The following is a 14,179-nucleotide window of genomic DNA, read 5'->3' on the forward strand; positions in this document are numbered from 1 at the left end:
TGATTCAGGTGGCTTGCAGGTTGTGCATGATCGGTCTCAGGGCCGGGTACAGTTTCAAATACTCGGCGAACACCCGGTCATACGCCTCGACGTTTTCCGCTTTGGGCTCAGCCCGCAACGCCAGGTGCACCCACCCTTTGTCCATTGCCCCATCACTCACCAACCCCACCGTATGCGCCGCCAACAACGCCGCGCCCAAGGCGGCCTCGACTTCCTGGACAATGGTGTACACCGGTAACCGCGTGACGTCCGCGATGATCTGCATCCACAAATCCGAATGGCTTGCGCCCCCTACCACGATCAAGCGCGGGTCCAACGAGTGCGCGCCACGAGTACCCGCCTCGATGTTATGGCGCAGGGCAAAACTCACCCCCTCCAATACCGCACGGTACAGGTGGATACGGCTGTGATACAGGTTCAGCCCGACAAAACTGCCGCTGGCGCGGTCGTCCCATACCGGGCTGCGCTCGCCCATCAGGTACGGCAGGAACAACACCCCTTCGCTGCCCGCCGGAATGTTCATCGCGCTCTGTTCCAGCAGTACCAGGCTGTCCTGGCCGCTGGCCTTGGCCTGTTGTTCCTCGGCCTGGCAGAACTGTTCGCGAAACCAGCTCACCGACGCCCCGGCGGTGATCGCGCCGCCGAAGATGTACAGGTCCCGGTGGCCGTTGTAGACATGGGGCATGCTGACCAAGCCGTGGTGCGCATCCACCCGCTGGTTCAGGTAGCCCCAGCACATACTGGTGCCGATCATCGCCACATGGTTACCCGGCTGCGTGACGCCGGCTGCCAGCGTTGCCATGGCCGCGTCCACGCCACCGGCAAGCACCGGCATGCCCGCCTGCAAGCCCAGGCGCGTAGCCCAGTCTTCAAGCAAACCACCGACGACTTCACCGCAATACAGCAGTCGCTGCGGCATCATCGCCAACGGTATATCCAGCGCCGCAAGCATTGTTTCGGACCACCCCCGCGCCGCCATATCGTAGACCCCGCCGATATTGCCGGCGCTGCTATGGTCCACCGCCAGCTCACCCGTGAGGCACCAGTTGATATAGCTGTTGGGCGGCAGCAAGTAGCGGGTTTTCGCCCAGACCGCGGGCTGGTGCTGCTTGAGCCAGAGCATCTTGGTGAAACCGTAATAACTGTCCACCGAGTTGCCGGTGATCGTGAACAAACGATCCAGGTCGACATGCTCGCGCACCCACGCCACCTGCTCGCCGGCGCGGCGGTCCATCCAGATCAGGCAGGGGTGCAAGGGCGTCATCTGCCCATCCACTGCGATGCCCGAACCGCCATACAGGCTGCTGATGCACAGCGCCTGGACCTGGTCTTTGGCCACTCCGGCCTTAACCATGCACTGCGCCACGCAGTTCTCGACCGCATCCAGCCAGACCTGCGGCCATTGCTCGGCCCAGCGCACCTTGGGGGTATCCACGCTATACCCCTGGCGGTGCTGGGCAATGATCGTGCCTTGAGCATCCACCAGCAGCGCCTTGGTACTCTGGGTTCCTATGTCCACACCCATCACGTAGTTCATGCTGCTACTCCTGGGATGGCAGCACCGGCTTCAACAACACCTTGATCGACTTGGTCGAATTGGCCAGCTCAAAGGCTTCGGCAAAATCATCCAGCGGGAAATCATGGGTGACGATGCCCTTGGAGGTGACCAGTCCGCGCTCGAACAGGTCGATGGCAATCGGGTAGCAGTAGGGGCCGAGGTGGGCGCCACGCACGTCCAGCTCCTTGCGGTCGCCGATGATCGACCAGTCCACGCTGGTCTCGGCACCGAACACACTGAACTCGACAAACCGACCAAGCTTGCGGATCAGATCCAGGCCCTGGGTGACGCCGGCCGGCACGCCGGTGGTTTCGATGTAGACGTCGCAGCCGTAATGGTCGGTAAGGCCATTGATCATCTCGCGGGCGTTGTCCCGCGCCGGGTTGATCACCACGTCGGCGCCGAATTTTTTCGCCAGCTCCAGGCGCTCATCGACCATGTCGATCACCACCAGTTTCTTCGGCGTTTTGAGCGCCGCGACCTGCACCATGCACAGCCCAAGGGTGCCCGCACCGGCGATCACCACCACGTCGTCAAGCTGGATATCGCCGCGGTTGACGGTGTGGATCGAGCAGGCCATCGGCTCCACCAGCGCCGAGTCTTCCAGCGACACCGACGCGGGAATCTTGTGCACAATGGCGGTCTTGGGAATGCGCATGTACTGCGCCATGCCGCCTTCGGCCACTTCACGCTGGAAGCCGAAGATGTTGTGCACTTCACACATCCAATACTTACCCGACTTGCAGAAACGACACTTGCCGCACGGCACGATCTGCTCGGCGATAACCTTGTCGCCCACCTGTACCTCGAAGTGCTCCTCGGCGCCCTCGCCCACTTGCTCCACATAACCGAAAAACTCGTGGCCCGGTACCACCGGCGCCTTGACCCAGGGGTTGTCGCCGCCCCAGAACATCGCCGCGCCCGAGTGGCACTTGCAGTCACTGGCGCAGATACCGCACGCGGCGATGCGGATCACCAGTTCATTGGGCCGCGCCTGGGGTTTGCCGATGCGTTCCAGGCGGTAGTCTTTGGGGCCGTGGCAGACGACGGCTTGCATTTGGGTGTGCTTGTCCATGATGGTTGGCCTGTATGAGAGAAGTTTATTTATGGCGCTGACGGCTGATGAAAATCGCCAGCAAAATGATCCCGCCCTTGATCACGCTCTGGACGTAGGGCGACACCCCGAGCATGTTCAATCCGTTATTCAAGACCCCGAGCAGCATGGCACCGAGCAAGGTGCCGACAATCACCCCACGCCCACCGGCAATCGACGCGCCACCGAGTACCACGGCGGCAATCGCATCCAACTCGAACGACACACCGGCATTCGGCTGGCCGCTCATCAGGCGTGAGGTGAGCACCAGCCCGGCAATCGCGGCGGTCAGGCCGCTGATGCCGTACACCAGCAACTTGAAGCGCGCCGCGCGTACGCCGGACAAGCGCACGGCTTCTTCATTGCCGCCGATGGCGTAGATATAGCGGCCGATGCGCGTGTGTTGCAGCAGCACATAGGCGGCCAGGTAAGTGATCAGCATGATCAGGATCGGCACCTGGATGCCGAACACGCTTTCGCGACCGAAAAAAGCAAACCAGTCCGGCAACCCGGAAATCGGGTAGCCGTCGGTGTACATCAGGCCCAGGCCACGGGCGATGCCCATGGTCGCCAGGGTGACGATGATCGGCGGCATGTGCAGGTAGGCCACGAACAGACCGTTGCCGATGCCGAACGCCACGCCGATCAGCATGCCGGCACCTATCGCCAGCCCCGGCGGCAGCCCCGCGACCATCAGCCCGGCCGTCAGCGTGCCGGACAACGCCATCACCGGCCCCACCGACAAATCGATGCCACCGGTGAGGATCACGCAGGTCATGCCCACCGCGATAATCGCGTTGATCGACACCTGGCGCGCGATGTTCGTCAGGTTGCTGGCGGTCAGGAACGTGTCGCTGGCCAGGATCATCACCAGGGTCACCACCACCAGTCCCACGAACGGATAGAACGCCGGCGAGCGCACCAGCCGCGCCAGGTTCAGGCGCAGCCGCGCGGTGTCAGCGCGGTTAATGGACGTATTCACTTGAGCCCCCTGTTGCATGGCGCATGACCTCTTGAGGATTGACGGCGGACGCTTCCAGGACCTTGACGATCGCGCCCTTGTGGAACACGGCGACGCGGTCGCACATGCCGATGACTTCGGGCAGTTCGGAGGAAATCATGATGATCGCGTAGCCCTGTTCGGTGAGGCTGCGCATCAGCGCGTAGATCTGTGCCTTGGCGCCCACGTCGATGCCGCGCGTGGGTTCGTCGAACACCAGCACGTCGCAGTGGTGGTTGATCCAGCGGGCAATCACCACCTTTTGCTGGTTGCCGCCGCTGAGGTTGAACACCCGGCTTTCGCCGCTCGGGGCCTTGATCGACAGCTGCTTCATCAACGCCTCGACGCTGGCGCACTCCTTGGCCTTGTCGATCAGGCCACCGGCGTTCTGGTACTTGGGCAGGTTGTTCAGGGAGATATTTTCGCGAATGCTGAAATCAGTGATCAGCCCTTCGCTCTTGCGGCTTTCCGGCAGCAGCCCGATGCCATGGGCCAGCGCCTGGGCCGGGTCGTCGAGGCGGATTTTTTCACCACGCAGCCACACCTCTTTGCTCACCGACGGCAGCGCGCCGAGCATGCCCAGGGCCAGCTCAGTGCGGCCGGAGCCGACCAGACCGGCAAAGCCGAGGATCTCGCCCTTGTGCAGTTGAAAGCTGTTATGCGGACCGTTGCGCACGAGCTGGATGTCCTTGACCTCCAACAACAACGGGCCGCGTTCGGTGCCGGACTTGGGCGGGAAACTGCATTCCAGGCGGCGGCCCACCATCATTTCCACCAGGCGGTCGATATCGCTGTCGGCCACATCGGTCACGCCCACGTTGCCGCCGTCGCGCAGTACGCTGATGCGGTCGCACACCTGGAAAATCTCTTCCAGGTGATGGGAGATAAAAATCACCGCCACGCCCTGGCGCTTGAGCTCACGCATGATCTCGAACAGCAGTTCGGCCTCGCTGGGTGTCAGGGTCGCGGTGGGTTCATCCAGCACCAGCAAACGCGCATCCAGGGCCAGGGCCTTGGCGATTTCGACGAATTGCTGCTCGGCCACGCTCAAATGCTTGACCGCGCAATGCAGGTCGATGCTCACGCCCAGACGCTGGAACAACGCCTCGGCGGCCTCGACCATCTCGCGTTTGCGCAGCAGGCCAAAGCGGTTGCTCAGCTCATGGCCGAGGAAGATATTTTCCACCGCCGTGAGGTAGGGAATCAGGCTGAACTCCTGGAACACGATACCGATCCCGGCAGCGATTGCGTCGCGGTAAGTGGCGAAACGTTGCGCCTGACCGTCGATGAGGATGCGCCCTTCGTCCTGATGCTCGACGCCGCCGAGGATCTTCATCAGGGTCGATTTACCCGCGCCGTTTTCGCCGAGCAAGGCATGGATCTCGCCGCGCTCGACTTGCAGGTTGATGGACTTGAGGGCCTGCACCCCCGGGTAACGCTTACAGATATTTTCCAGCTTCAGAAGACTGCTCATGCCGCCGACCTCTCGCTCAGAAGGATGACCAGGGCCCCACGCATACCGGGGGGCCTGGGCGGTTTACCAGCTGAAGTCCTTGGCCTTGGCCTGGTCGATCAGAGTGATGTCCACCGGGATAGTGGCGGGCACTTGCGAGCCCCACTTCTTCGCCAGGGCAATGCCCAGGGCCAGGCGGATCTGGTCGCGGGGGTACTGGGCCGAGGTGGCGATGAATTTGCTGCCGGGCTTCTGGATCGCCTTGATCGCTTCCGGCGCGCCGTCGACGCTGACCAGTTTCACGTCCAGGCCGCTGGCCTCAATGGCAGAAAGCGCACCGAGGGAGCCGTTGTCGTTCACGCTGAAAATGCCCTTGAGGCCGGGTTGGGCCTGCAGCATGTTTTCGGTGACGGTCAGCGCCTGGTCACGCTCCTGCTTGCCGTTCTGGATGCTCACGATCTTGATGTCCGGGTGCTTGGCCACGGCCTCTTTGCAGCCGCGCACGCGCTCCAGGATCGGCACCACGGCGATGCCGTCGAGGATGGCGATATTGCCTTTGTCGCCGATGTGCCTGGCCAGGTATTCACAAGCCTGGAAACCGGCGTCGAAGTTCTTCGAACCGACGAATGAATCCAGCGGGCCTTCGGCCTGGGCGTCCACCGCCACCACCACGACACCGGCGGCGTGAGCGGACTTGACGGCCGATTGCACGCCTACCGAATCAGTGGGGTTGATCAGCAGGATATCGATGCCTTTTTGCAACATGTCTTCCACGTCGCTGACCTGCTTGGACACGTCGTGGCGGGCATCGGTGATGATGAGTTTCGCACCGATGCTCGCGCCGGCTTCTTCCAGGGCGTTTTTCATGGTGACGAAATAGGGGTTGTTGATTTCCTGGAACGACGCGCCGATGCGGATCGGTTTGGGGGCGTCGGCGAATGCCGGTACAGCGTTGCCGAGGGTGATGCTTACAGCCAATAAACACAGGGTTTTCGGGAGCATTTTCATGGCGTGGTCTCTGTTTTGTTTTTATTTTTAGAGCAAATGTTATCGTTAACATTTTGCGAGAAACTAGCAAGGAAACCAGGCCGGTGCAAGAGGCCGTTGGTCAGTCCCGAACAAATGTGGGATCGCCGGTGGTGAGCCGGTCGCCGAAACGAGCGTTGGCGAAACGAAAAAAAAGGAGCAGCCGGTTCCGGCTGCCCCTTTCATTTATCGCGATGTATCAGTGTGTGATGTTCTGGGTGCAGATGTGTCCCAGGCTCACGTAAGGGACGTTATCACCGCCCACTCCCACACCTTGGAACTCATCCAGCTCGATGCGCCAGCCACCGAAGTTGAAGGTGGTGTCCCAGTTGTACGCCACACCGGTGCTGCTGTCCGGGATTACCACACGGTAGTCGCCGAAGCACTCACCCAGGGAGGCGCTGGCCAGGGTCGCGCCTGCACTGTTGGTGGTGGCCTTGAAGTCGGTCCAATGGAACTCGGCACCGTCAAAGCGTTTGTCGACGCGCAACACCGGCGTTACCCCCAGCAGCGGCACGCCCGTGGAGTCGGCCCATTGGGTCGACCAGTTCAACGTGCGCGCGGTCTGCGTTGCCAGAGGGAACACTGACACCGGTACCCGCACAATGTTGTCGCCCTTCACGTCGAAACTCTTCAACTGCGGCGCCGAACCCAGAGTCAGGTTGTATTGGACACTCGGATCCTGGGTGACGCCAGGGTTGGCACGTACCCGCACTTGCGCCACATAGCCAGGTGCCAGACCGGAGGCAACCAGGTCATCGCCGACCGGTACCTGGACCCAGTTGTTACCTTCCAGACGCTCGAAGATCCACTGGTCACTCACCTCTTTTTTGTCATCGCTCAGGGACATCGCCACGTTTTGGCCACGGGTGGCCTGGAAGGCGAAGTAGTCGACATCATCCGGGTTGTCGAGATTGCCCGTCACCTTGTTCAGGGCGTCGGGCAGCACGAACGAGGCTTGCGGGGTGTCGTTGGGTTCATAGGCATCGATGTTGGTGTCCACCGCCACGCCAAAACTGAACTGCGCGTCGGTGGCCTCATTGGCCACCATGTACCAGTAATAATCCCCCGCCGGCAGCACGCCCCCCAGGAATTCATCGGCATTGCCCGCGTTGTCGGAGGTACCGATCAGTTGGGGATTGCCCTGGCCGTCATCCCGGAACAGGCTCAGCGACATATTGGCACCGGCACTTTGGTCAATCAGTTGCACCAATACGCGAGCACTTTGCGGCAGGTTGAAGTGGTAGGGAAACTCCTGGCCTGTCTGCACATCGGTAATGGTGTAGAGGGTATTGACGTCCAGCGTCGGAAACAGCGGCACGAATTCGGCGACCGCCGTTTTCAGCTGGTCCTGGGCGGGTTTCTTCAGTTCGCTGTCAGCGGTGGCAACCGTGGTGGTTTTTGCCGGTTGACTGGCCACGGCCTTGGATTTTCCGGCCGCCTTGACCGCCATCGCCGCCTTGAGTTTTTGCTGCAACTGCGCGGAGATGGGCTTGGCTTCGAGCGTACCGCCCGACTTGAGGGCTTTTTCCGCAGCCTGCTTGGCCGTCTGTGCACTCAGTTTCGGGGTGGGCTGCGAAGGGTATTGCTCGGCCAGGGCGAAGGCCGAAACGAAGCAGGAGGCCGCCATGGCCGCGCCCAGCATAAAGGCTTTTTTCGATTTCATTTTTTATCCATCCATAGTTAAAAACTGAAGGTCAGGTGACATCCGGTCACCTGGGATGGAATGTAGGACATTACTGGATGCATGTACAGTATTTTTTCAGATGAATGTGGCCTTAAGGAAAAATACGTGTAGGAAAAACTAGCCCCCTCGAACCTCTGCGTTTTCACTGAAGTAGCTCTCCAGCTGGTCGAGCTTCGTATATTCGGCAAAAAGTATCAGTCCCACGACAACCAACATCCCGACAAACCACACAATGGTGTAAGCAAGAAAAAAACTCATGGCTAAGCCCCCTCTGGCTGGAATATCAAATCGCCATTGACCTCCAGGATCTGTCCCCCCAGAAACGCTCCGCCATCGCCGAATAAATTGCCTCCCGCATACCCACCCGCAGCACTTCCGATAACGCTACAGATCAGTTCACCACGCCCTTTAGCCGCAATGCCTAAAAAAATGTTGCATGCGCGCCGACCCAGCTTAGCGCCAAAACTCGCAGCTCCAGCCGCCCCAGCCACTCCCCCCACCAACCTCCTCGTCTCCACATACTTCGCCCTCCTGCACTGCGCCTCCCGCCCCGTCACACACGCCTCCTTGATCTCCAGCCCGGTCACGCCCACATCCAGCGCGATCCCCATGAAAGTCCCGTTTCCCAACCACTTGGACATCTGCGCAATCTCGCGCATGCGCTTTGCATACCCGCGATCTCGCCTTTATGCAGATAGCTGTTGGTCGAAATCCCCAGCACCTTCTTCAACGACTCACTGCCCTGCAACCCCGTGCCGAACCGTGCAGCGCCTTGCAGTTGCAGATCCAGGCGCCGGAACAGGGCCTGGCGCTGTTGGATAAAACCATCCCGGTCCAAAGCACCGTCCTTCAAGCGCTGATGCAACCGCTCGATGTCCTCCAGGGTCTGCGCCACCTCATTCAGATGCCGCGACCAGGCCGGGGCGCAGGTGCCGGTTCAGCACATCAAAATGGTCAGAACGTTGTCGGCTCGGGGCAGCGCCCATCAGGCGGGATTTCAAGCTGTTGTAGTCCGTTGCGCGGTCGTTGATATAGCTCTGCGCCATGCCTTACATCCGGGATGCAATGAAGATGGCGTCGAAATATAAGCAAGCACCTACGCCCCGAACACAAGCGCAGGTGGGCTGAATTGCATTTGGGAAGCTGCCTACTTCACGAAGAAACTGGGCCTACAGAAACAACCCTAATAACCGGTCATCTCCAGGTAACCCACCCCACCCTCAAACCGCACCGGTCCTTCCCAATACGGAATACTCAGGTTCATCCAGGCGTTGGGGTTGACGGCCTGGGTGGTGATATCCAGCTGCTTGCTGGGAATCTTCAGCGACCAGCGTGTGGGAATCTGGCGTCCGTCGATGGCTGTTGTGTCCAGCGGTGCCAGTTGGATATCGGCGTTGTGCAGGGTCTGGGTGTGGCCTTCGCGGTCGATCCAAGTGCCGGTCAGGTAGGACGCGCCGTCGGTTTGCCGCACACGAAACAGCATCAACTGCTCGCCACGGTCCAGGTGCAGGGAGAACCAGTCCCAACCGGTCTGACTGGCGGTCAACGGTTGGCTGCTCCATTCGCGGTCGAGCCACGCCGGGCCGCTGACCTGATACGTCTTGCCGTCGATGCTGACGCTGCCATCGGCGGTAAAAAAGGGTTGGCTGTAGTAGTACGACGCCTGGCCCTGGTCGGATTTGCGGCTGTAGCCGTTGTCGCCCTGCAGCACCAGCGGGCGGCTGGAGGTCAGGCGCAGGTCGTAGGCAAATTGCGCACCGCTGGCCTTGAGCTGCATGTCCGCCAACGCGCTCGCGGCGCCGGGCTGGCTGGCGAAATTCCAGTCGTCGATCCAGGCGTTGAACGGCACTGCCTGCGCCCCGGCCTGGCCGACGCCGCCGCGGGCGAAGCGTTCGGCGGCATAGTGATGGGTGGCGGAGGTGACGGCGGCGTGGCCAAGCCATACGGTCGAGTCGTGCCAGCCGGCTTGCGTCGGCTCGGCCTTGAGGGCGTTGCGAAACAGCGTCCATTGCACACCGAACACATTGCCTTGGGCGTCCTTGAGGTTGGCGGTGACGTACCACCACTCGATACGAAAGCCATCGTGGGGGCCGTGGTCCTCGGGAAAGCTGAAGACCTTGCCGGGCAGCACCTGGGCAAAGTCGGCCGCGTCACTGCCCAGGCCGGCGAAGCTTTCCGGCGGCGCAGGTTGTTGGTCGCACGCGCCTAACAGCAACAGAAGAAGCCCTGTAGGAGCGAGCTTGCTCGCTCCTACAGAGAGTACAGCCAGGAACAGGGACTTAATCTTCATGGGCAAACGTCCTCAACAAATCCACCGGACGACTGCGGTACAGCTGCCACAGCGGCCAGGCCGATGCCAGCAGCGTGGCCAGCAGCGCCAGCCCCAGCAATTGAGCGAGCTGCCACGGGAACACTTGCAACGGCAGGCGCCAGCCAAAGGCCTGCACGTTGATCACCGCATCCAGGCACCACGCCAGCAACAGGCCCAAGGGCAATGCCAACACCAGCGTAAGCACCGCCAGCAACCAGGTTTGCCCCAGGTTCAGCAGCATCAATTGCCTGCGCGTCACCCCCAATGCCCACAGCGGAGCGAGTTGGCCGAGGCGGCTCTGGCTCTGGGTCAGCAGGCTGATGAACAGCGCCACACCGGCCACGCCCAAGGTCAGGCTGTTGAGCGCGGCGGTGGCGGCGAAGGTGCGTTCGAACACCTGGCTCGACCAACCCTTGAGTTGCTGTTGATCGACGATACGGCTGTCTTCCAGGGCAAAGGCGCGCTGCACTTCACCCACCAGCGGCGCCACGTTTTCCGGCAATACCCGCAGGTTGAAACGCGCCGGCGTCAGTGTCGGCCAGTGAGCCAGCAGGTGGCGGGAATTGACCAGCACGTGGCCCTTGGGATTGCCGTAATCGGCGTACACCCCCACCACGGTCGGCGACCACACACCCTGCGGCGTGGGAATGCTCACCGTATCACCCAGCGTCACCCCCAGCCGCCGCGCCAGTTGCTCGCTGAGCATCAGGGTCTCGCCTTGCTGCAACTGGTCCCACGGCGCGCTCGCCGCTTCCAGCAGCGGCCAATGCTGACGGTAGGTCGGGTCGTCGACCACGCCAAACAGATCCGCCGGCCAGCCCTGCAATTGCACCGCGACCTGCCAGGTGGGCAACACGGTTTGTACCAACGGTTGCTGCGCCAGCCAGGCACCGAGGTGTTCTGCCTGGGCCGGGTTTTGCGGGTTGAGGTACAGCTCGGCGGTAAGGCGTTGCTCCAGCCAGTTATTGAAAGTGTGGCGAAAGCCCGAGGTCATGGAGCCCGCGCCGATATTCGCGGCCAGGGCCAACAGCAGCGCCATCAATGCGAGGCTCAGGGCCGGCAGTTGTTGACGGCAGTCAGCCAGGAACCACTGGCCGAGTACCGAACGGCTGCGCCCCAATACGACCTTCAACAGCCCATTGAGCACGACCGGCAACCCCAGGGCGGCGCCGAGCAACAACCCCGCCATCAACACAAAGCCCGCCGCCAGGCTATCGCCCAACCATAACGCCAACAACGCGATCAGTAAGGCCGTAGCCGCGACCCAGCCCTGGCGCCGCAACCAGCGCCCATGGGCCTCGTGCCAGGCCTGGGCATTGGCCAGCGCCAGCAACGGCAAACGTGCCGCGCGCCACAGGCTGCTGGCGCCGGCAAGCAAGGCACCGAGCAAACTCAAGCCCAGCCCCGCTGCCCACCACCCTGGGTTCAAGCTCAATTGGCCCGGTACCTCGGCGCCATACAGGCCGCGCAGGCTGGCGGCCACATCCGGCAGCAACAGGCTGGCCAGCAGGTAACCGCTGGCGACGCCGAGCACGCCCCCCAGCAGCGACAACGCCCCCAACTCCACCCCCAGGCCGAGGATCAACATCCGCGCACTCACCCCACAGGCGCGCAACGTGCGCAACAACCCCCGCCGCTGCTCCAGGGCCAGGCCGATGGCCGCGTGCACAATGAACAGCCCCACCACAAACGACAGGAAGCCCAACGCATCAAGGTTCAGGTGAAAGCTCTCGGTCAACCGCGCGAGGTTATTCTCCTCGCCCTGCTTGAGTTGCAGCCCGGCGGGCGGTGTGGGATGGCGAGCGGCGAAGGCCTTGTCCACCAGCAGGCGCGAGAGCTGGCCGGGCATCTCCAGCAGCGGCTGGGCAAAACCGATATCGGTGAGCAACAGGCCGGGCGCCATATCCGCCTGGACCTGCAACGGTGGCAGGCGCTGCCCATTCAGTGTGAGCGGTTGCTGGCCTGCGCGCAGCCCCAGGGCCTGCAAGGTGTGCGGCGCAATCCAGGTACGCCCCGGCGGTTCAAAGAAGGCCAGCATCTGCGCCTGGCTCAAGCGCTGCCCCGCCACCGCGCCGCTGCCGGGCAACGACAGCGGCTCAATGCCCATCAACTGCAGGCGCACATCCTCATGCCCTTTGAGTTGCAGCCGCCCCTGCACCACCGGCGACACCGGCCACCCGGCGCGGCGCAGTTGGGCAAACAGCGTTTGCGGGAAACTGGCGGCGTCCGGCGCACTGAGGCTGGCCTGGGGTTCGCCGCCGATCAATTGGCTGGCGCGCGCGTAACTGTCACGGGCCTGGCTGTTGAGGGCCTGCACCCCGGTCAGCAGCGCGGTGGCCAGCCACAGGCCGGTAAGTACGCTGAAAAACTGCACCGGATGGCGTCGCCAATGGCTGAGCAAGGCGCGCATGGTCCAGTAAAACACGCTCACGTCGGCAGGACCTTTCCATGATGCAGCACCACTTGCCGGTCCAGGCGGGCGGCGATGCGTGGGCTGTGAGTGACCATCAACAGGCTGGTGGGACTGTCGCGCAGCAGGTCCAGCAGCAGTTGCAGCACCTCGTCGCTGGTGGCTTCGTCGAGGTTGCCGGTGGGCTCGTCGGCCAACAGCAAACCCGGGCGCGAAGCCAACGCCCGTCCGACCGCCACCCGTTGCTGCTGGCCGCCCGAGAGTTGTTCCGGATAGCGCTTGAGCAAGTCCCCCAGGCCCAGGCGCTCGACCAATTGCGCCTGCCACTGCGGATCAAAACGCCCCGCCAGGCGGGCCTGGAATGCCAGGTTGTCGTCGACACGCAAGCTACCGATCAGGTTGAACTGCTGGAACACCAGGCCGATCTCGGTACGCCGCCAGTGGGCCAGTTGCGCCTCGCTGAGCTGGTCGAGGCGCTGCTCGCCCACCTGGATAGTGCCGCCGTCCACCCGATCGAGCCCGGCCACCAGGTGCAGCAAGGTGCTCTTGCCGCTGCCGGACTCGCCCATCAAGGCCAGGCTGCTGCGCTCGCTCAGATGCAAATCGACCCCCGCCAACACCGGCAGCGGGCCTTGGGGAGTGGCGTAGCTTTTAAAGACACCTTGCACCTGCAACATGGCAACACTCGTCTGATGGCTGGCAATCGAGAATAACGGCTAAGGATTCACGTCACGCAAATTTTTCACATTGATTTCACCGGTTGCCCACCCACCGCCCTTTAAATTACCGGCCAAACGTCATTCGTCGGCAACTTGTTAGTTACCACGCCTGGCAACTTTTAACTGCAGCATGTTCAGCGAAAAGACAGCCGCCCTGTGACAGCCTCCCGCTTCACTTCGGGCACTCGCCGACAAGTTGCGCCTCATGAATACAATATTGCCGACAGTGACCATGGTGAATGAAGTGGTTGACCTTACCCTGACCAAACCACGCTCACGCCGGGCCTTTCTGAAGCGTTGGCAAACCCTCTGGCTGGGGATCGTGGTGGTCGCCTTGCTCATTACCGGCAGCCTGTTCTGGCCTTCATCACCACAAGACCTGGGCGTGGGCAATCGCTTGTTGAGTTCCCAGGTGCTGCCGCTCTGGCGCGATGGCGACCTGATCGTGCTGGTACGCCATGAAGAGCGTTGCGATCGCTCGTCCAATCCATGCCTGGGGCCGGTGGAAGGCTTGACGATCAATGGCAGCCAACACGCTGAAAAACTTGGGAAAGCCTTTAAAACACTGGGTATGGATGGCAGCGACGTGCTCGCAAGTCCAGCCATTCGCACCGCCCAGACCTTACGTTTCATGTTCGGCAAAAACGAGCTGACCTCCGGCCAGCAGGCCGTGTGCGGCACGGCCATGGGCGAAGAATTACTCAGCCACAAAGCACCCGGGCGCAACCTCGTCTTCGTCACCCACAGCGGTTGCATTGCCGACTTCGAAACCGCCCTGGGCTTCCCCCACGCCAAGTTTTCCGAGTACGGCAGCGCGCTGTTCGTACAGGTGCTGGCCAACGGCAAGTTCAAGGCCCTGGGCATCATGAAAAACCAGGATTGGCCAGCCGCACTTAAACAAATCTAAGTCATTCCCTTCCCG

10 protein-coding genes and 1 pseudogene are annotated in these 14,179 nt (G+C 62.0%); 1 reads left to right on the top strand and 10 read right to left on the bottom strand.

All coding sequences use genetic code 11. The annotated features are described in order from the left end of the window. Positions 1-4: 4 nt before the first annotated feature. From HDC32_RS06105 to HDC32_RS06150, 10 genes and pseudogenes are all read right to left on the bottom strand, one after another. Positions 5-1,537, bottom strand: a complete 1,533-nt coding sequence (locus HDC32_RS06105) for an FGGY-family carbohydrate kinase (protein WP_184742961.1) — start codon at positions 1,535-1,537, stop codon at positions 5-7. Positions 1,538-1,541: 4 nt separating this feature from the next. After that, on the bottom strand, positions 1,542-2,633 hold the full coding sequence (locus HDC32_RS06110) for an alcohol dehydrogenase catalytic domain-containing protein (protein ID WP_131698203.1): 1,092 nt from the start codon (positions 2,631-2,633) through the stop codon (positions 1,542-1,544). A 25-nt stretch (positions 2,634-2,658) separates the two neighbouring features. Continuing rightward, on the bottom strand, positions 2,659-3,651 hold the full coding sequence (locus HDC32_RS06115; protein ID WP_131698204.1) for an ABC transporter permease: 993 nt from the start codon (positions 3,649-3,651) through the stop codon (positions 2,659-2,661). Further along, a complete protein-coding gene (locus HDC32_RS06120; protein WP_184742964.1) occupies positions 3,617-5,125 on the bottom strand; it encodes a sugar ABC transporter ATP-binding protein in 1,509 nt (502 codons plus the stop codon). The genes HDC32_RS06115 and HDC32_RS06120 overlap by 35 nt, the downstream gene beginning before the upstream one ends. Positions 5,126-5,188: 63 nt before the next feature. Next, positions 5,189-6,112: a substrate-binding domain-containing protein gene (locus HDC32_RS06125; RefSeq protein ID WP_131698206.1), complete on the bottom strand. Its 924-nt coding sequence runs from the start codon at positions 6,110-6,112 to the stop codon at positions 5,189-5,191. A gap of 217 nt (positions 6,113-6,329) precedes the next feature. Continuing rightward, complete coding sequence (locus HDC32_RS06130; protein WP_184742967.1) at positions 6,330-7,796, bottom strand: hypothetical protein; 1,467 nt, start codon at positions 7,794-7,796, stop codon at positions 6,330-6,332. Between the two features lie 281 nt (positions 7,797-8,077). Continuing rightward, positions 8,078-8,863: pseudogene (locus HDC32_RS06135) on the bottom strand (hypothetical protein). Between the two features lie 137 nt (positions 8,864-9,000). Continuing rightward, a complete protein-coding gene (locus HDC32_RS06140; protein ID WP_371920972.1) occupies positions 9,001-10,113 on the bottom strand; it encodes a lipocalin-like domain-containing protein in 1,113 nt (370 codons plus the stop codon). Then, entirely contained in the window at positions 10,097-12,559 is a 2,463-nt protein-coding gene (locus tag HDC32_RS06145; protein ID WP_184742970.1) for an FtsX-like permease family protein, read from the bottom strand. The genes HDC32_RS06140 and HDC32_RS06145 overlap by 17 nt, the downstream gene beginning before the upstream one ends. Then, entirely contained in the window at positions 12,556-13,215 is a 660-nt protein-coding gene (locus HDC32_RS06150) for an ABC transporter ATP-binding protein (protein ID WP_131698210.1), read from the bottom strand. The genes HDC32_RS06145 and HDC32_RS06150 overlap by 4 nt, the downstream gene beginning before the upstream one ends. Positions 13,216-13,489: 274 nt before the next feature. Between HDC32_RS06150 and HDC32_RS06155 the strand changes: the two genes are divergently transcribed. Further along, positions 13,490-14,164, top strand: a complete 675-nt coding sequence (locus HDC32_RS06155; protein ID WP_131698282.1) for a histidine phosphatase family protein — start codon at positions 13,490-13,492, stop codon at positions 14,162-14,164. The last annotated feature ends 15 nt before the right edge of the window (positions 14,165-14,179 follow it).

This window comes from Pseudomonas sp. JAI120 (genome assembly GCF_014207255.1).
GTDB lineage: Bacteria > Pseudomonadota > Gammaproteobacteria > Pseudomonadales > Pseudomonadaceae > Aquipseudomonas.

What these genes read in the sequence shown, in the direction of transcription:
- HDC32_RS06105 (WP_184742961.1), bottom strand. Translation starts at nt 1,537, where the DNA reads ATGAACTACGTGATGGGTGTGGACATAGGAACCCAGAGTACCAAGGCG.
- HDC32_RS06110 (WP_131698203.1), bottom strand. Translation starts at nt 2,633, where the DNA reads ATGGACAAGCACACCCAAATGCAAGCCGTCGTCTGCCACGGCCCCAAA.
- HDC32_RS06115 (WP_131698204.1), bottom strand. Translation starts at nt 3,651, where the DNA reads ATGCAACAGGGGGCTCAAGTGAATACGTCCATTAACCGCGCTGACACC.
- HDC32_RS06120 (WP_184742964.1), bottom strand. Translation starts at nt 5,125, where the DNA reads ATGAGCAGTCTTCTGAAGCTGGAAAATATCTGTAAGCGTTACCCGGGG.
- HDC32_RS06125 (WP_131698206.1), bottom strand. Translation starts at nt 6,112, where the DNA reads ATGAAAATGCTCCCGAAAACCCTGTGTTTATTGGCTGTAAGCATCACC.
- HDC32_RS06130 (WP_184742967.1), bottom strand. Translation starts at nt 7,796, where the DNA reads ATGAAATCGAAAAAAGCCTTTATGCTGGGCGCGGCCATGGCGGCCTCC.
- HDC32_RS06150 (WP_131698210.1), bottom strand. Translation starts at nt 13,215, where the DNA reads ATGTTGCAGGTGCAAGGTGTCTTTAAAAGCTACGCCACTCCCCAAGGC.
- HDC32_RS06155 (WP_131698282.1), top strand. Translation starts at nt 13,490, where the DNA reads ATGGTGAATGAAGTGGTTGACCTTACCCTGACCAAACCACGCTCACGC.